This is a genomic window from Neptunicoccus cionae, from assembly GCF_014643735.1.
In the GTDB taxonomy this organism is placed as follows: domain Bacteria; phylum Pseudomonadota; class Alphaproteobacteria; order Rhodobacterales; family Rhodobacteraceae; genus Amylibacter; species Amylibacter cionae.
Window position 1 is genome coordinate 318925 of record NZ_BMKA01000003.1, and the last position, 16983, is coordinate 335907.

The 16983-nt window shown below is 57.8% G+C and carries 16 protein-coding genes; 3 read left to right on the top strand and 13 right to left on the bottom strand.

Annotated elements, in window-relative coordinates:
• Nucleotide 1 precedes the first annotated feature (1 nt).
• From IEX10_RS12465 to IEX10_RS12505, 9 genes are all read right to left on the bottom strand, one after another.
• Nucleotides 2-1180 (bottom strand): phage portal protein, encoded by a 1179-nt coding sequence (locus IEX10_RS12465; protein ID WP_188675705.1) that lies wholly within the window; start codon nt 1178-1180, stop codon nt 2-4.
• 47 nt (nt 1181-1227) lie between these two features.
• On the bottom strand, nt 1228-2529 hold the full coding sequence (locus IEX10_RS12470) for a DNA-packaging protein (protein WP_444543230.1): 1302 nt from the start codon (nt 2527-2529) through the stop codon (nt 1228-1230).
• A complete protein-coding gene (locus tag IEX10_RS12475) occupies nt 2525-2851 on the bottom strand; it encodes a hypothetical protein (RefSeq protein ID WP_188675707.1) in 327 nt (108 codons plus the stop codon). The genes IEX10_RS12470 and IEX10_RS12475 overlap by 5 nt, the downstream gene beginning before the upstream one ends.
• Before the next feature lie 222 nt (nt 2852-3073).
• Entirely contained in the window at nt 3074-4240 is a 1167-nt protein-coding gene (gene mltG / locus IEX10_RS12480) for an endolytic transglycosylase MltG (RefSeq protein ID WP_188675710.1), read from the bottom strand.
• Nucleotides 4241-4315: 75 nt separating this feature from the next.
• Entirely contained in the window at nt 4316-5575 is a 1260-nt protein-coding gene (gene fabF, locus IEX10_RS12485) for a beta-ketoacyl-ACP synthase II (RefSeq protein ID WP_188675713.1), read from the bottom strand.
• Nucleotides 5576-5686: 111 nt separating this feature from the next.
• Nucleotides 5687-6430 (bottom strand): 1-(5-phosphoribosyl)-5-[(5-phosphoribosylamino)methylideneamino]imidazole-4-carboxamide isomerase, encoded by a 744-nt coding sequence (locus IEX10_RS12490; RefSeq protein WP_188675716.1) that lies wholly within the window; start codon nt 6428-6430, stop codon nt 5687-5689.
• Between the two features lie 154 nt (nt 6431-6584).
• Nucleotides 6585-6818, bottom strand: a complete 234-nt coding sequence (locus IEX10_RS12495; RefSeq protein WP_069299629.1) for an acyl carrier protein — start codon at nt 6816-6818, stop codon at nt 6585-6587.
• Nucleotides 6819-7153: 335 nt separating this feature from the next.
• Nucleotides 7154-7855, bottom strand: coding sequence for a lysoplasmalogenase family protein (locus tag IEX10_RS12500; RefSeq protein ID WP_188675719.1), 702 nt, complete (start codon nt 7853-7855; stop codon nt 7154-7156).
• Between the two features lie 9 nt (nt 7856-7864).
• Nucleotides 7865-9559, bottom strand: a complete 1695-nt coding sequence (locus IEX10_RS12505; RefSeq protein WP_188675722.1) for an NAD(P)H-dependent oxidoreductase subunit E — start codon at nt 9557-9559, stop codon at nt 7865-7867.
• Between the two features lie 162 nt (nt 9560-9721).
• Between IEX10_RS12505 and IEX10_RS12510 the strand changes: the two genes are divergently transcribed.
• Together IEX10_RS12510 and IEX10_RS12515 are read left to right on the top strand one after the other, a co-directional pair.
• Nucleotides 9722-10771, top strand: a complete 1050-nt coding sequence (locus IEX10_RS12510; RefSeq protein ID WP_188675725.1) for an alkane 1-monooxygenase — start codon at nt 9722-9724, stop codon at nt 10769-10771.
• 72 nt (nt 10772-10843) lie between these two features.
• Nucleotides 10844-11260: a hypothetical protein gene (locus IEX10_RS12515; protein ID WP_188675727.1), complete on the top strand. Its 417-nt coding sequence runs from the start codon at nt 10844-10846 to the stop codon at nt 11258-11260.
• 4 nt (nt 11261-11264) lie between these two features.
• Here IEX10_RS12515 and xseA read toward each other — a convergent pair whose 3' ends face one another.
• Entirely contained in the window at nt 11265-12731 is a 1467-nt protein-coding gene (xseA, locus tag IEX10_RS12520) for an exodeoxyribonuclease VII large subunit (RefSeq protein ID WP_188675729.1), read from the bottom strand.
• A 76-nt stretch (nt 12732-12807) separates the two neighbouring features.
• Here xseA and purD point away from each other — a divergent pair, with 76 nt between their 5' ends.
• Nucleotides 12808-14073: a phosphoribosylamine--glycine ligase gene (gene purD / locus IEX10_RS12525; RefSeq protein WP_188675731.1), complete on the top strand. Its 1266-nt coding sequence runs from the start codon at nt 12808-12810 to the stop codon at nt 14071-14073.
• Nucleotides 14074-14166: 93 nt separating this feature from the next.
• Here purD and glmM read toward each other — a convergent pair whose 3' ends face one another.
• From glmM to IEX10_RS12540, 3 genes are read right to left on the bottom strand one after another with little or no spacing between them, the layout of a single operon-like run.
• On the bottom strand, nt 14167-15507 hold the full coding sequence (glmM, locus tag IEX10_RS12530; protein ID WP_188675733.1) for a phosphoglucosamine mutase: 1341 nt from the start codon (nt 15505-15507) through the stop codon (nt 14167-14169).
• Between the two features lie 18 nt (nt 15508-15525).
• Complete coding sequence (gene folP, locus IEX10_RS12535; RefSeq protein ID WP_188675735.1) at nt 15526-16533, bottom strand: dihydropteroate synthase; 1008 nt, start codon at nt 16531-16533, stop codon at nt 15526-15528.
• The gene (locus IEX10_RS12540) at nt 16530-16982 is read right to left on the bottom strand and encodes a GNAT family N-acetyltransferase (protein ID WP_188675737.1); all 453 of its coding nucleotides are present in this window, start codon (nt 16980-16982) and stop codon (nt 16530-16532) included. Before IEX10_RS12540 ends, folP begins: the two co-directional genes overlap by 4 nt.
• Between the last annotated feature and the right edge of the window lies 1 nt (nt 16983).

A 16983-nucleotide genomic window follows, 5' to 3' on the forward strand; every position in this document is an offset into this window, starting at 1 on the left:
TCTACTCATCCGGTTCAGCGGACAAGCCCAACAGCCTACGCTTCTCCCGATCTGATAGGAAATCCGCCTCGGCCACACGCCGCCACTGCGCCTCTCGCTCTATCGCCAGCGCCGGAATTCCGTCCATATCTGCCAAAAACTGCACTGCTTCGCCGTAAAACGCTGGCAACCACGCCGACAAAGCCGCTGCCAGCTTCTTGACCAGCGGCAAAACCGTCAGCCGGTAAAACGCACGGTTCGCTTCGGCATAATTCGCATAGGTCGCATCGCCAGGCAGCCCCAACAGCATCGGCGGCACACCAAAGGCCAAAGCCACCTCGCGCGCTGCACTTTCCTTGGTTTTCTGAAACTCCATATCTGACGGCGAGAACCCCATCGGCTTCCAATCCAGACCGCCCTCCAGCAACATGGGCCGCCCCGCATTACGCGCGCCCTGATGGTTAGCCTCGATCTCCTCCACCAGCCGGTCATACTGATCCGCCTGCAAACTGCCCTGACCGTCCACCCCGCGATACACAATCGCACCGCTGGGCCGCGCCGCATTATCCAGCAGCGCCTTGGACCACCGGCACGCCGCGTTATGCACATCAAGCGCAGTCGCAGCCGCCTGTATCGGGGACAAACCGTAATGGTCATCCAGCGGGTGAAATGCCCGCACATGGCAGACCGGCGGCACATCCGCCCCCATATCAAACCGCACCTTGCGCGACCCCACCGCATATTCATACGCATCCGGCCAGCCATCAGCGCCCGGAACCACCTTCATCCGGTCCGAGCGCAGCACGTAAATTTCGGCAGGCCCGCCACCGGCACCACTTCCCGCCGCCTCAAGATAGCCGTCACCGGACAACAGAAACTGCCCGTAGAAACTCTCCAGCAGATCGACTCCCCCCTGAAGCCCGTTAGGCCGCGCCAACAGATCAATCAGCGGGTGCGCCTCAAACCGCGTTTCCCGTCCGCTCACCACAAAGGGCACCGCCGCCGCCGCTTCCGCGATCATTTTGACACACCGAAACCCGACCGGATTGGCCAGAAATCCACTGCGCGTCAAACTCCCCACATCCCGCGCCGACCATGCAGGCCTCCCCGAACCGTGAAACGCAATCACAGGCCCCGCCGCCGAGGCCTTTTCTTCTGGCGCATCCCTCTGGGACGCACTGCGCAAAAATTGCAGTACCATCTGAATTACTCCTAATTTATATTTGAAACAGTGCGTTACAAACCGTCTTACAAGCGGCGTATCTGCGGTCTTTTAAATTGCGCCGCCGGATCAATCATCAAATCCGTCAGGGCCCAAACCAATGCATCAACCCGATCCGGGGATCCTTTGCCCTCAAATCCCAGCAACGTCATATCCCCCATCTGTGCCTCTAGCGCCTGCAAACCCGGCGCGTGAAATACGCGCCCCTGCTCGTAAAGTGCTGCCACAGGTTCCGCCCTGACAGACTTTCCGCGGGTCGCATGAACACCGCGATAGGCCAACAGCGGGTCTTGCTGACGCAAAACACTTTCAACCATATCGCCCCCTTGATTGACCTCAGCCACAACTCGGTCCGCCTGCCAGTTGCGGGCCGCCTCTACCACGTGGGCCGCCCACTTCGCAGGGCTGGCCCCCCTGATGCTCGCATCTTCCAGAACCCACGCCCGCCAATCCTGCGGCCCTGAACCGATCTTCTGCATTCCAGCCACAACGATCCCGCAAGCATCCGCCGTAGACTTGCCAGAGGCCGGAGGATCAACCGCAACCACAATTCGGTCCAACTCCGGCACTTCCGCGCTGCGCAAGGCCTCCAGCCGGTCCATCGGCCACAAAGCGCCTTCCGCATCTTCCAGCATCCGGCCATCCAACTCCTGTTGGCCCAACCGCGTGCCGCTGTAATCCGTGTAAACCTTTTTCAGAAACCCAGGCGCAAGGTTCGCCCTATTCGCCTCCGTTGGCGCATGGGTGACAACCGTGTCCCCTGCCTTCAGGATTTCCTTCAGCACCCCGATATTGCGCGGCGTCGTCGTAACCAGCGTGCGGGGTTTATCTCCCAGCCGAAGCGCGAATTGCAGCATATCCCAGCAATCACGTCCCCGCCGCCATTTGCCTAACTCATCTGCCCAAGCGCAATCGAACTGCGGCCCGCGCAAGGCTTCAGGGCTGCTCGCAGACATTGCCCAAGCCTCCGCCCCATTTGGCCAAACCAAAACCCGACGGGAAGCATGCCACTCCGGTTTGCGATCCGGCGGACTACACGCCATGATGCCGCTCTCGCCAAACACCATAACCTCCCGCACCTGATCCAGTGTCTCCCCAACCAAGGCCACGCGGCGACAGCTTCCCTTATCAAAGGGCTCGGCCCCCTCTACCTGCTGACGCACCCATTCCGCACCGGCACGGGTCTTGCCCGCACCACGCCCCCCCATGATCACCCAACTGGCCCAATCGCCACCCGGTGCCCTTTGGTGGGGCAAAGCCCAGAATTCAAACAGATAGGGCAAAGCCATTAAGGTCTGATCGCTCAAACCTGCTAGGAAGTCCTCAATCTCCGCTTCGCTCGCGGAACCGAGCAAGTCGGTCAAGGACTTCCCGTCTGGCGTCTTCAAGGTTGACGGCGTCTCCTTGGACGACACCGCGGATGGCGCTGCTATGTTTTTCAATGTGGGCCTCAAGCGACGTTACATGCAAAACTGCGGCGCTGTATTCCCTCACAAGGGTCAACAACTGCGCAGTTGTGATAGGTTCGGCTTTAGGAGTCTTCTCGGACAGATCACGGATAATACGCTGGCGCAATTCAGCAACAGCCGCTCGTGCCTCACGCAAAAGCAGCGGCAACGCTTGCACGTCCACTTTCTCAATCTTTGTCATTTTATAAGAGTTCCTATCGGTGCCATCACCGGGACGGTAGAAACAAAAAACGACCCAAGGCAAATGCTGCCAGGGTCGTTACCCACTTCTTCCATCTTGTCCAAAGGTATATCGAGGAGCGGTCGCAAAGTCAATCAAACGCGCAACCCCAACGCAACACCACCCGCGCAACGCGCAAAGCAAGCCCTTGATACGAAACGATTTCTCACAGACCGCAGAGGGTCAGCCGCCGTTGTTCTGGCGCCGTTTCTCAGCTTCGATCTTGCGCCATTTCGCAACATTCGCGTTATGCTCTACCAGTGTTTCCGCAAAAGCGTGCCCGCCTGTGCCATCCGCCACGAAGAACAGATTGTTGCTCTCGTTGGGATGTAGCGTCGCATGGATCGCATCCCGCCCGGGGTTCCCGATCGGTCCCGGCGGCAAGCCTTCGATGATATAAGTGTTATACGGCGTCTTCTTGGACAGTTCACTGCGCCGCAAGCCCCGCTCCAAAAACCCTTCACCGTTGGTGATGCCATACTCAACGGTCGAATCCATCTGAAGCTTCATGCCCTTGTTCAACCGATTAACAAAAACAGCCGCAACTTCGGCCCGCTCTTCAGCAACGCCGGTTTCCTTTTCGATGATCGACGCCAGCGCCAGTGCGGCTTCCGGCGTGTCAAACGGCAGCCCCTCTGCACGGTTTTCCCATTCCTCTGCCAGAATACGCTCCTGAGCGTTGAACATCTGTTCAACCACATCTTCCACCAGCGTTCCGCGCCGAACTTCATAGGTATTGGGGGACAACATACCTTCTGGGGGAACATTCTCAAACGTGCCACCAAGGAAATCAGCTTGCTTCAGGCTCTCGACGATCTGCCAGCTTGTTGTGCCTTCCGCTACAGTAATCCGGTACACAATCGGCGTTTTCGCGTCGACCAGTTTGGCATATGGCTCCGGCAGTTCCCCACCTTCTTCAAACTCCGCCAGCTCTTCGGTCTTACCCGTGCCAGGCTCGCGCTCGGACAAAGTCATCTTGGCGCCACGAATACCGATGCGATAATTGGCCAGGAACCGAAACGATCCCGCCCCGCCCTTGGTGACAATATCCAGAATATCCGCCATTGATGCACGGGCCGGAATCTCATAATTTCCAAACTTTAGCTGGCTCGCCTGACCATTGTAATCCGACGCAACCCGCATGATCAGCCCGTAAGACACAGCACCCTGCTCTTCTAGGCTCTTAGACAAACGGCTAACAGTGCCACCGCGCGGCACTTCAATATAGATAGAGTTCTGCAAAGGTCCGGGACGGGTAAACTCCGCCTTGGCCCAGAAAAACAACCCGCCGGCAATTACCAGCAGAACAATCAAAAGGTTGACGAAGTTCGCCGCAATATGCCGTGCCATTTATGCGCTTTCCGCTATGCCGCCAGTGCTCTCACCGGTGCGGCAGATATCTTACCGAGACCCAAAAAGGGGCGCTTAGGAAGCGCGCCCCATAATCAGGCAAGCGTTCGTACCACCAAACCCAAAAGAGTTCGACAGCGCGACTTCAATCTCCCGCTCACGCGCGGAATTCGGCGCAAGGTCGATTGTGCTATCAATAGCAGGATTATCCAGATTGATCGTCGGCGGTGCAATCTGGTCGCGCAGCGCGAGAATACAGAAGATCGCTTCAACCGCCCCCGCTGCGCCCAAAAGGTGCCCGATAGAGGATTTGGTCGAGGACATTGTGGCATCCTTGGCGTGGTCCCCAAGCATACGCTCAACAGCGCCCAGCTCAATCGTATCCGCCATCGTGGATGTGCCATGCGCGTTGATATAGTCAACATCCGCAGGCTCCAAGCCAGCCCGTTTCAGCGCCGCTTTCATGGCACGGAACCCGCCATCACCATCCTCGGACGGGGCCGTGATGTGATAAGCGTCACCGGACATGCCATAGCCCAGCACCTCGGCGTAAATTTTCGCACCGCGGGCTTTGGCGTGTTCGTATTCTTCCAGAACAACAATACCCGCACCTTCACCCATCACAAACCCATCGCGGTCCGCATCGTAAGGACGACTCGCAGATTTCGGATCGTCCCGACGCTTTGTGCTCAGTGCTTTACAAGCGTTAAAACCAGCCATGCCGATCTCACAGATCGCGCCCTCGGCCCCACCGGCAACCATCACATCCGCATCATCGAGCGCAATAATCCGCGCCGCATCCCCGATTGCATGGGCTCCAGTCGAACAAGCCGTCACCACCGAATGGTTCGGCCCCTTAAAGCCGTATTTGATAGAAACCTGACCCGAAACCAGATTGATCAGCGCACCTGGAATAAAGAATGGGGAAACACGACGCGGCCCCTTTTCCTTCAAAGTGATCGCAGTCTTTGCAATGGAATCAAGCCCGCCGATACCGGAGCCGATCAAAACACCCGTCCGGTGGAAATCTTCTTCGTCTTTCGGGGTCCAACCACTGTCCTCAACAGCTTGTGTCGCCGCAGCAATGCCATAGAGAATGAAATCATCCACCTTGCGCTGTTCTTTAGGCTCCATCCAGTCATCAGGATTGAACGTCCCGTCAGACCCGTCCCCGCGCGGAATCTCGCAGGCGTAATTGGTCGCCAAATGATCCGCATCAAACCGCGTAATAGTCCCCGCCGCGCTGTCACCCGCCAGCAAACGCTTCCATGTTTCTTCGACACCGCATGCAAGCGGCGAAACCATACCCAAACCTGTGACAACAACCCGACGCATACTAGCCCTCGTATCTTGGTTATTTATTTCTCAGCCTCTCTACAGCCTTGCGCCACGCTGGGCAAGTAACTGGCAGGGTCAAATGTCAAAAGCGTTACAGGCCTCAACGGGTCAAACGAAGCTGGCGATCTCCTCCACTTCGGGAACAGCAACCTCAAGCGCCTTGCGCAAATCAACGCTTTTGTTGAACAAGGCCCGACCGATAATAACACCGTCACAATGCCCCGCATATTTCAGCATGGATACATCATCAAGATTGCGCACCAAGCCGCTTGCAATCACAGGATGCCGTGTGCTTGCCGCCAGCACCGAGATTTCGGACGCTCCGACCTCTATATCTTCCACATCCGCGTCCACATCCGTAACAAGGAAGCCAGCCAAAGGCGCATCGGCATAGCTGCGCAAAAAGGGAATCGGCGCGAACATGCTCTCTTCCCGCCAGCCGTCCGTCAGAACCCGACCGCGCCAGCAATCCACCGAAACGACGATCTGGTCTGGAAACGCCCGCGCCAGTTGCTGCACCAGCGCCGGCTGTTTGACCGCCGCTGTTCCGATCACAATGCGACCGGCGCCCTTCTCAATCCAGCGCACGGCCGTCTCGACACTGCGCATTCCACCAGCCACCTGCACCGGAATACCAACGGTGCGAATGATCTCCTCAACCAGTTCCGCATTCTCGGAACCGCCCTCAATCGCATTGAAATCCGTCACCTGCATCCAGGACGCACCCGCATCGGCAAACCCCTTCGCCACGCTCAGCGGATCTACATGCCAGATGGCAGCTTCTTCAAGACGGCCCCGTGTCAGGCTGACACATTTCCCGTCCTTTAATTCAATCGTTGGATAAATGATCATGGCACAGCCTCCCCAGGTTCGTGATCTCCAAGAATCATGATACCCTAATTCAAAGCTATCCCCTAACTCAGCACCGACATTTTAAATCCAAAACGCAAAACGCGGCCCCGATTGGGACCGCGTTTCAAAATTCTGTGGGGTAAGACTAAAGGTCTTAAGAAGCTTCTTTAATGAACTTCACTGCGTCGCCGAAGGACTGGATGGTTTCAGCCGCGTCGTCTGGAATCTCGATGCCGAATTCTTCTTCGAACGCCATAACCAGTTCAACCGTATCGAGGCTGTCTGCGCCCAGATCGTCGATGAAGGATGCGCCTTCAACAACTTTATCTTCGTCAACGCTCAGGTGCTCGACAACGATTTTTCTCACGCGATCTGCGATGTCGCTCATGTTTTCTATCCTCATATTGCGCGAAAGCTCTGCCTTCGCCTTTGGCCCGCAAGCAGGCACCTCAAAAGATGATCACGAAGCCCAAAGGCCCCCGTTCACCGGTTAACTCGTGCCGCGCTATACCATAAGTTACCCTGTAGGCAAATGCTTTCCAATAGCCGCACAAACACACGTCAGATTGGGAAGAAAACCCGATTTTTCCCGATTTCGCAATCCATTAAAGAAACATTTCGCGCGTTTTTCACTGCATCCAATCAACCATCCCGTCTGGTTTATACCGTTTTTCCGCAAGGTTTTAGACGGGTTCAGGGAATCAGCGCAGATCGTCATTCCATTCACGCCGCAACCAATCCCGCTAGCAACAGGGCCTGCGCCAACCAGTAGGCACCCCAAACTGCAAAAGGCGTCAGCCTAAGGATTGGGCTCCCAGCGGGAAGCACAAACAACTCCAGTGACAGAATAAGGTCCGACAGAACAAACAGGGCCGCACCGCATACCGCCAAGACGAACACACCTGAAAATGGCAGAACCAGCGCCGCGCCGCCCATTGCCATGATGACAGGAACATAGGCAACCACAGCCAAACGCATCGTCCCAGCCATCCGGTACAGCACTGCCGCCATCCCTAAACCAAAGACCCCCAGCCCGATTACAATCGAAAGACGCGATTGCAATGCCAGTCGCGCGATATCACTCTCAGGATGGCCTACAAACGTAGTGATATAAAACAAATGTCCCAGCGCAAAAGCGGCGACCCCCATCAAGAAGAGCCGCTCGCCATTGCGCGACAAGGCGAAATCGCCCAGCGCACAAAATCCAAGTGCTGCAATCAGGCTCATCTCTGCGCCCGCAATCCAACCGGCAAGACCCAGACACGCAACACTCGCCGTCTTAATAACCGAGCGCACCGCACTTTCACCACGATAGCAAAAGCCAACCCAGTATACCGCAGCGCAAACACCGCCGAGCGCAAGCAGTGCTTGTGCAATCATCGCTGTCTCAATGCCCAATTCGGCCGACGAAAACGCAATCGGCATCAAGCCCCGTTACACCTCATCCGGAAAATGCTTCATAACCGAACGGATCGGATTAGGCGCAGCTTGTCCCAGACCGCAGATAGACGCATCCACCATCGCCACTGACAATTCCTCCAGCAAGCCCTGGTCCCACTGATCCTTCTGCATCAGCTTCACCGCCTTCTCACATCCCACACGGCAGGGCGTACATTGCCCACAGCTTTCGTCCTCAAAAAACTTCAACATATTCAGCGCAGCACCCCGCGCACTGTCTTGATCGCTTAGCACCACAACAGCAGCAGACCCAATGAACGTGCCGTGTTCCTGCAACGTATCGAAATCCAGCGGAATGTCATCCAGACTGGCAGGCAACAACCCCGAAGACGGCCCCCCCGGCTGATACGCCTTGAACGTATGCCCCAACAGCATCCCGCCGCAATAATCGTCGATCAGCGATCGGATCGTCGTTCCCGCGGGTGCGATCTTTACACCAGGATTGCGCACACGGCCCGAAACGGAATAGCTGCGCATCCCCTTTCGCCCGTTCACCCCGTGATCCCCGAAAATCTCAGGCCCCGAGCGCGCCACTTTTGCAATCCAGTAGAGCGTCTCGACGTTGTGAACCAGCGTCGGACGATTGAACACACCGACCGAGGCAACAAAAGGCGGACGATGGCGCGGCATACCCCGTTTGCCTTCGATGCTTTCAATCATGGCACTTTCTTCACCGCAGATATAGGCGCCCGCACCCCGTCGCAAATCAATATAACCCGCCGCCACCAGACCGGCAGCCTCAAGTGCTGCGATTTCCCGCCGCAAAATTTCTAGTACTGCGGGATATTCGTCCCGCATATAAATAAAGCATGTCTCCGCTTCCACAGCCCAAGCCGCAATCAACATACCTTCCAGAAACACATGGGGTTCCCGTTCCAGAAAATACCGGTCCTTAAACGTACCCGGCTCCCCTTCGTCCCCGTTCACGGCCAGATAACGCGGCCCCTCGTTCATCCGCACAAACGACCATTTCCTGCCAGACGGAAAACCCGCGCCGCCCATACCGCGCAATCCGCTTTGCAAGACCTCTTCCTGCAATTCATCCGGCGACTTGCCACCACCGCGCAGAGTCTCCAGCGTTTGATAACCGCCGTCCCCACGATAGGCCTCAAACCCCTCGTATTCCGGCAGATGCGCGTGGGTATCACCACCCTTAATCGCCGCTTCAACCTTTTCCACGGTTGCATGGTCGATATGGTTATGCCCCAGCTCCAGCACAGGGGCAGTGTCGCACCGCCCCATACAAGGCGCACGCAAGACCCGCACGTCCATCCCGCTGGCATATTTTTGCGCCAGCGCAGTCAACAGCTCCTGCGAACCGGCCAGCTCGCACGATAGGGAATCACACACCCGTATCGTCAGATCCGGCGGTGCCTGTTCGCCCTCCTTAACCACATCAAAATGCGCGTAAAAGGTTGCAACTTCGTAAACTTCTGCCTGCGAAAGCTTCATTTCTTCTGCCAAAGCCGCCAAATGGGCCGCAGACAGACACCCATAGGTATCCTGTACCAGATGCATATGCTCGATCAGCAGATCACGGCGGCGTGGACGCTCCCCCAACAGGGCCTGCACCTCTTCCAGCGCTTCATCCTGAACCTGACGGCCTTTGGGCGTGTGACGGCCCTTGCCCTTACCGGATTTCCAAACGCCCTTACGCTCGTCTAAAGCCATGATCGTGTCTCCTTCACTCTGCCGCCACACTAAGCCGATTTCCCCTCGGATGCGAAACCGAAAAGCGACAGGTTTCAAGGGAATAACGCTCTGGCGTGTCGGAAACTTGTGTCTGGCCCAAACCGTTTTATGATCCCCGCTACATCCTAACGAAATATGCCCATGCCCAGACACCTTAGTGCCTTCGCTCTTGTGACCCTCCTGCCGACCTTTCTGCTTGTGATCGCAGCCCAGCGCGGCGGTCTCTGGCCCTTGCTCCCGCTATTTCTGCTTGCTGGCGTGAACCACCTGATCGACAGCCTGTTTGAAAACCGTCCCGACAGCCCCGTTGAACGCGCCTTAAACGATCTGCTTCCGATCGCGCTCGCCATTTGCCATTTCGCACTCCTCGCCTTCGCCTTATACGCGCTGGCGATCAAAACCGACCCGCTGTTAACCAAACTCCCGCTGTTCCTCGCCTTCGGCCTCTATTTTGCAACCGTATCCAACGCCACCGGACACGAGCTGATCCACCGCCGCCAGCGCCTGCCGTTCCTTTTTGGTAAGTGGATCTTCATTTCCCACCTGTTCGGCCACCATACTTCGGCCCACAGGCTCGTCCATCACCCCTATGTGGCAACGCGGTTCGATCCCAACACCGCCCGCTATAACGAGAGCTTTTACACCTTCTATCGCCGCGCATGGCGTGGCTCCTTTCGCGCCGGGCTCAGTGCGGAAAACACCCGCCGAGGCTTACCCGCCGACAGCCGCCGCATTGATGTGTCGAACCCCTATTTCACCTACATCTTCGGCGGCGTCTTTTTCTTGACCCTCGCCGCGCTGGCGGCTGGCTGGGCCGGACTGTTCACCTACCTCGGCCTCGCGTTGATGGCCCAAGGAGGGTTGCTTCTCACCGACTATGTACAACACTACGGCCTCACCCGCAGCGAGGGAGAAGACGGTCGCTTCATGCCAATCGCCCCCCATCACAGCTGGAACGCCCCCCACTGGTTCACCCGCAACCTTACACTGAACGCGCCACTGCATTCCGATCACCACGCCAAACCGGCACGCCCCTATACCGAACTCGCCAACCACCCAGAAGAAACCGCCCCGCAACTGCCCTACAGTCCGGGCATCATGTCGATCATTGCGCTCAACCCGATCCGCTGGCGCAGCATCATGAACCCCAAAGTGGCCGAGTGGGCAATGCGCCACCGAAAAAACACCTAATCCGCCGACCCGTTTGCAAAGCTCCGGTGATTGCGCATAGGCTCGGCCAACACCCAACCACCCGTGGACCCCATGCTTAGAACACTCTGTCTCACCATCCCGTTATGCGCCGCGCTCACAGCCCCGCTTTCGGCCCAAAGCAGCAGCGAAACCATCGTCACGCCGCAGGAATTCGAAGCCCTCACGACAGGCAACACGCTCTATTTCGAACGCAACGGTCGCTTTTTCGGGGCAGAGCAATTCTACACCAGACGCCGCTCGCTCTGGATGAATGGCGCAAAGGAATGTCTCGACGGGGAGTGGTTCGCCAAAAATGACCTGATCTGCTTTGACTACGGCACCGAACGGGACCCCCAATGCTGGCACTTTATTGAACGCTCCGGCCAGTATTCTGCCCGCGCCGAAGGCGAAAGCGCAGAGTTCGATATTCACCTATATGACATCGACGAAACACCGCTGGACTGCAAGGGCCCTGCTGTGGGGGCCTAACGGGCTAGAACAAGCTGCCCTGCTCGCCACCGCCACCTGATGTGTCCTTCTTCGGCGCAGCCTTGCGCTTGGCCGGTTGCGCAGTCGTCTGTGCGGGTGCTGGCGAACCGCCCTCCGGCCCAACCGGTACAACACCATCCCGAAACTGGATTTCCATCCGCTCGTGTCCGGCAGCCGTTGCAGCATCCGACACCAGCCCGCCTTGCGTATCACGAACCACTGCATATCCGCGCTCCAAAGTCGCCTGATAGCCGAGCGTCTCGCGCAGCCGCTCCAGCCCGTCGAGCCGACTGCGCCAGTCACGGCCCTGTGTCTGTGCAGCTCGCACAAACCGCCGCTCTATATTCTCTAACCGTTCCCGCTTGGTCTCAACCGCCCGCTGCAGCACCTGCGGCCGCAAACCAGCTCCTTGCTCTACCAGTCGTGCCCGTCCCCGCTCGGTCACGGCCTGCAAGGCCCGCGGCAACCGGCTTCCCATCAGGTCAAGCCGCTGCGCCTGCATCGCCACCAGATCTGCTGGATTGGGCAGCGCCCGTGACAAGTCCCGCAGCCGCTGCTGCCGCCGCGCCAACCCGTCGCTGAGTGCCCGTACCCGCCGCTCCTCCATAGAGGCCAGCCATGCCATCAACTCGCCGCGTACCGGAACCGCCAACTCTGCCGCAGCCGTTGGCGTTGGCGCGCGCTGGTCGGACGCATAATCTATCAGCGTTGTATCGGTTTCATGCCCAACAGCAGAGATCAGCGGAATTTGCGACGCCGCCGCCGCCCGTACCACCGATTCTTCATTAAAGCCCCAAAGGTCCTCAATAGACCCACCGCCTCGCGCCACAATCAACAAATCAGGTCGCGGCATCGCGCCCCCCGGCTCCATCCGGTTAAACCCCTCAATCGCGGCCGTAACCTCGGGCGCGCAGCGATCACCCTGCACCGCAACCGGCCAGATCAGAACCTTGCGCGGGAACCTGTCCCGCAACCGGTGCAAAATATCGCGGATCACCGCACCAGAGGGCGATGTCACCACCCCGATCACCCCGGGTAAATATGGAATCGGCTGCTTACGCTCACCGTCAAACAGCCCTTCCGCCGCAAGCGCTTTCTTGCGCTTCTCCAGCATCGCCATCAACGCGCCCACACCAGCCACGCGCAATTCCATCACGTTCATCTGGTACTTGGACTGCTTGGGAAAACTGGTCAGCTTGCCGACCGCGACAACTTCCATACCCTCTTCGGGTTGCACAGACAGTCGCCCTGCCTGCCCCTTCCACGTCACCGCATTCAGCACGGCACCATCGTCTTTCAGGTCATAGTAAATATGCCCCGACCCATAGCGGTTCACCCGCCCGATTTCACCGCGCACGCGCACATGGGAAAAACGCCCCTCAATTGTGCGTTTCACCGCACCCGAAATTTCGGACACACTGAACTCCGGCGCATTTTGCCCCGGTTCCGGATCATCAATAAGGTCAGACATAGATTGCTTCTCTTGCGGTTCGCATCGCCCGAACATAAAAGAACCCCAACCCTGGGGGCAAGAGCGGAGAGCAGCCATGAACATCCTTATTTTGGGCAGCGGCGGACGGGAACATTCCATCGCTTGGGCCGTAAAACAAAACCCGAAGTGTGATCACCTGATCTGCGCACCGGGTAACGCCGGAATGGCCTCGGTCGCAACTTGCATGGACCTCGACATCCTCGACGGCCCGACCGTAGTGTCCTTCTGCAAAACCCGCGACATCGACTTTTGCATCATCGGCCCCGAAGCCCCGCTTGCAGCCGGCGTCGCTGACGATCTGCGCGCGGCTGACATCCTTACGTTCGGCCCGTCCGCGGCCGCCGCGCAACTCGAATCTTCCAAAGCCTTCACGAAATCCATCTGCGATGCCTCCGGCGCCCCCACCGCCGCCTACGGCCATTTCACCGATGCAGAGGCCGCCAAAGACTACATCAAAGAACAAGGCGCACCGATTGTTGTAAAAGCAGACGGGCTCGCCGCAGGCAAAGGCGTTGTCGTCGCTATGACACTTGAAGACGCGCTCGCCGCCGTCGACGATATGTTCGATGGCTCCTTTGGCGATGCAGGCGCAGAAGTCGTTGTCGAAGAATTCATGGAAGGCGAGGAAGCCTCCTTTTTCATCCTCTCTGATGGCACCTCAATCCTGCCCATCGGCACCGCGCAAGACCACAAACGCGCCTATGACAACGATGAAGGCCCAAACACCGGCGGCATGGGCGCCTACTCCCCAGCCCCGATCCTGACCGAAGCGCTGCAAAAAAAGGCGATAGAGGAAATCATCCAACCGACCATAGACGAAATGGCAATTCGCGGCACGCCTTACGAAGGCGTGCTCTACGCAGGTTTCATGATCAAGGACGACCAGCCCCGCCTCGTGGAATATAACGCCCGCTTTGGCGATCCGGAATGTCAGGTCATCATGATGCGTCTTGGCGCCCAAGCGCTCGACGTGCTCATCGCCTGTGCCGAACAACGCCTTGAACAAGTCAGCCTGAACTGGGCCGATGACCACGCGCTCACCGTGGTGCTCGCTGCGAATGGCTATCCCGGCGCCTATGAAAAGAACACCCAAATCAACGGCTTGGACACTATCGAACGCAGCTCCAAAGCCCAAGTCTTCCACGCAGGCACCAAACAGGACGGCGATGCAATTCTCGCCACCGGAGGCCGCGTCCTAAACGTCACCGCACGGGGCGACAGCCTGCAAGACGCCCACGACCGCGCCTACGCCATGATCGACCAAATCGACTGGCCCGAAGGCTTCCACCGCAAAGACATTGGCTGGCGGGCCCTAAAATAATCCCGCATACCAGCTCTTTTTGGTCCAAATATCCAAAAACAAACGGCGCCCCCAAAGGCGCCGTTTGAATTCATTAAACCGATCATAACTGCATCAAGCCGCAGCACGCACCGCCGCAGAAATATCTCCCACAACCTGCTTCAACAGACCCGCGTCCTCGCACTCGCCCATCACACGCACCAATGGCTCGGTTCCCGACTTACGGATCAACAGCCGACCGGAAGAGGCCAACGCCGCCTCCCCGTCCGCAATCGCCTGCTTCACCGAGGCATCCAGCAACGGATCGCCTCCGTCCCCGTAGCGCACATTTTCCAGAAGTTGCGGATAAGGCTCGAACACGCGGGACAGCGCACTCGCCGTTTTTCCGCTTTGCACCAACGCCCCAAGAAACTGAAGTGCAGCAATCAAACCATCGCCGGTTGTCACGTAATCACGCATCACGATATGGCCCGACTGCTCCCCACCAAGGTTAAATCCGCCCTTGCGCATCGCCTCCACGACGTAACGATCACCCACATTGGTGCGCAGCATGGTCAGTCCGCGCCCTTCCAGATGCCTTTCCAGTCCCATGTTCGACATCACAGTCGCCACAAGAGTGTCATGGGCCAACCGACCAGATGCCGACCACTGCTGTGCAATCAGCCCCATGATCTGATCGCCGTCGGCCACACGGCCTTTTTCGTCAATCAGCATGACACGGTCGGCATCCCCATCAAGGCAGATCCCCACATCCGCGCCATTAGCAACAACCGCCTGCGCCGCAGTTTCGGGGTGGGTCGATCCACATCCGTCATTAATATTAAAACCGTTCGGGGAAACGCCAACCGGAATAACCTCCGCGCCCAACTCCCAAAGCACCATCGGCGCGGCTTTGTAGGCGGCACCGTTGGCGCAATCCACAACGACCTTCAAACCTTCCAGCAAACGCTGGCGGGGGAAGGCCGTTTTGGCAAACTCCATATATCGGCCCAACGCATCGTCGATCCGCTTGGCATTCCCGATATTCTCGGGACGGGCCAGATCAATCTCGCCCATCACCAGTTCTTCGATCTCTGCTTCAGCCGCATCCGACAGTTTGTAACCATCCGGCCCGAAAAATTTGATCCCGTTGTCATGATGAGGATTGTGAGAAGCTGAAATCATCACCCCCACATCCGCCCGCATAGACCGCGTCAACATCCCCACTGCCGGTGTCGGAACCGGCCCGAGCAGGAACACATTCATACCCGTAGAGGTAAACCCCCCCGTCATCGCATATTCAAACATATAGCTGGAACGGCGCGTGTCCTTACCGATCACAACACGATGCTCTTTCTGATCCCGACGGAAATACCGCCCCGCAGCCGCGCCGAGTTTCAACGCCATATCCGCAGTCATCGGATAACTGTTGGCGCGCCCGCGCACCCCGTCTGTGCCGAAAAGTTTCCGTGTCATTTGCCCTCCGTCACGCTGTTACAGCGTCGCCTGCCACAAAGCGATCGCCTGCTTTGTGGCCTTAATATCATGTACCCGCAATATCTGCACACCTTGACGCAAAGCCTCAAGCCCTAGTGCAACCGATCCGGGCCCCCGATCGGCGGCTTCCGGCGCATTTCCGATCACGCCAATGAAACGTTTGCGCGAAACACCCAGCAAAAGGGCGCAGCCAAGACCGTGAAACAAAGACATGCCACGGATCAGCGCCAGATTATGCTCAATGGTCTTACCAAAGCCGATGCCCACATCTACCACAATTTGCCCGCGCGCAATGCCGTGGTTCTCGGCATAGGCCACCCGCTCTGCCAAATGGTCATAGACATCCAAAAGGACATCGCTGTACTGCGGATCATCCTGCATGGTTTTGGGATCACCCTGCGCATGCATCAGGCAAACCGAAACGCCGTGCCGCGCCGCCACAGCTGCGCTGTTCGGGTCATAGCAAAACGCCGTCACATCATTAAACATAGAGCCACCCGCCGACAGCGCCGCATCCGCGACGTCTGACTTACGTGTATCAATCGAAACCGGCAGATCAAATCCGCCAGCCCGCAAGGCCTTTATGACTGGAACCGTTCGGGCGATTTCCTCTGCTGCTGGCACGAACGGTGCACCCGGGCGGGTACTCTCGCCCCCGATGTCAAAAATATCCGCGCCGCTTTGCGCCATATCAAACCCGCGCTTTACGGCATCTTCGAACCGATTATGAACCCCGCCATCCGAAAAACTGTCCGGCGTCGTGTTCAAAATTCCCATGATCCGGGGCGCATTCATTGACAGCCCACAAATCAACCCTCGCGGCGCTACAAAGTTACGCAATTCCGCCTCTGGGACCATCGCAGCCGGAATGACCTCGGGCGCGACGTCACGGGACAGGCGCTCCACATGGGTAAACCAGCTCCAGCCGCCCGCCAGTGTCAACGCACCACTTGGCCGGTGACGGTCGGTTTGCACGATAGGACGGTAATAGACAGCTCCGCTCATGGCTCCAGCACCTTCCGGTAATAGATCACTTTCTCAGTCTGCTCGAATCCCAACCGTTCATGCATCAGCTGCGAGGAATAATTCGACAGCTCCACATCAGAGCCGAATTCAACAAACCCCGCCCGCTTGGCCCGCATCAGCAGGAATTCAATCAAAGCCCGCGCGATGCCCTGCCCGCGATAGGCGTCATCGACCCAAACCCCCTCTAGGAAAGGGACCGGTTGGGAATTGCAGCCATTGGCATAATCACGCAACCCGTATTCAGCGAATCCGACAGCTCGTCCCTCCGCCTCTGCCAGAAAAGCAGAGCGTTTGGAGGATTTGTTAATCCGGCCAATTTCCGCCAGCAATGCCTCATCCGAGAACTTAGGCCAGAGCTTTCGGTACATGCCCAGCCAGACATCCTGATCCAGCCCCCGCATTTCCCTGATCGTTACATCCAAATCCACT

What these genes read in the sequence shown, in the direction of transcription:
- IEX10_RS12465 (WP_188675705.1), bottom strand. Translation starts at nt 1,180, where the DNA reads ATGGTACTGCAATTTTTGCGCAGTGCGTCCCAGAGGGATGCGCCAGAA.
- IEX10_RS12475 (WP_188675707.1), bottom strand. Translation starts at nt 2,851, where the DNA reads ATGACAAAGATTGAGAAAGTGGACGTGCAAGCGTTGCCGCTGCTTTTG.
- mltG (WP_188675710.1), bottom strand. Translation starts at nt 4,240, where the DNA reads ATGGCACGGCATATTGCGGCGAACTTCGTCAACCTTTTGATTGTTCTG.
- fabF (WP_188675713.1), bottom strand. Translation starts at nt 5,575, where the DNA reads ATGCGTCGGGTTGTTGTCACAGGTTTGGGTATGGTTTCGCCGCTTGCA.
- IEX10_RS12490 (WP_188675716.1), bottom strand. Translation starts at nt 6,430, where the DNA reads ATGATCATTTATCCAACGATTGAATTAAAGGACGGGAAATGTGTCAGC.
- IEX10_RS12495 (WP_069299629.1), bottom strand. Translation starts at nt 6,818, where the DNA reads ATGAGCGACATCGCAGATCGCGTGAGAAAAATCGTTGTCGAGCACCTG.
- IEX10_RS12500 (WP_188675719.1), bottom strand. Translation starts at nt 7,855, where the DNA reads ATGCCGATTGCGTTTTCGTCGGCCGAATTGGGCATTGAGACAGCGATG.
- IEX10_RS12505 (WP_188675722.1), bottom strand. Translation starts at nt 9,559, where the DNA reads ATGGCTTTAGACGAGCGTAAGGGCGTTTGGAAATCCGGTAAGGGCAAG.
- IEX10_RS12510 (WP_188675725.1), top strand. Translation starts at nt 9,722, where the DNA reads ATGCCCAGACACCTTAGTGCCTTCGCTCTTGTGACCCTCCTGCCGACC.
- IEX10_RS12515 (WP_188675727.1), top strand. Translation starts at nt 10,844, where the DNA reads ATGCTTAGAACACTCTGTCTCACCATCCCGTTATGCGCCGCGCTCACA.
- xseA (WP_188675729.1), bottom strand. Translation starts at nt 12,731, where the DNA reads ATGTCTGACCTTATTGATGATCCGGAACCGGGGCAAAATGCGCCGGAG.
- purD (WP_188675731.1), top strand. Translation starts at nt 12,808, where the DNA reads ATGAACATCCTTATTTTGGGCAGCGGCGGACGGGAACATTCCATCGCT.
- glmM (WP_188675733.1), bottom strand. Translation starts at nt 15,507, where the DNA reads ATGACACGGAAACTTTTCGGCACAGACGGGGTGCGCGGGCGCGCCAAC.
- folP (WP_188675735.1), bottom strand. Translation starts at nt 16,533, where the DNA reads ATGAGCGGAGCTGTCTATTACCGTCCTATCGTGCAAACCGACCGTCAC.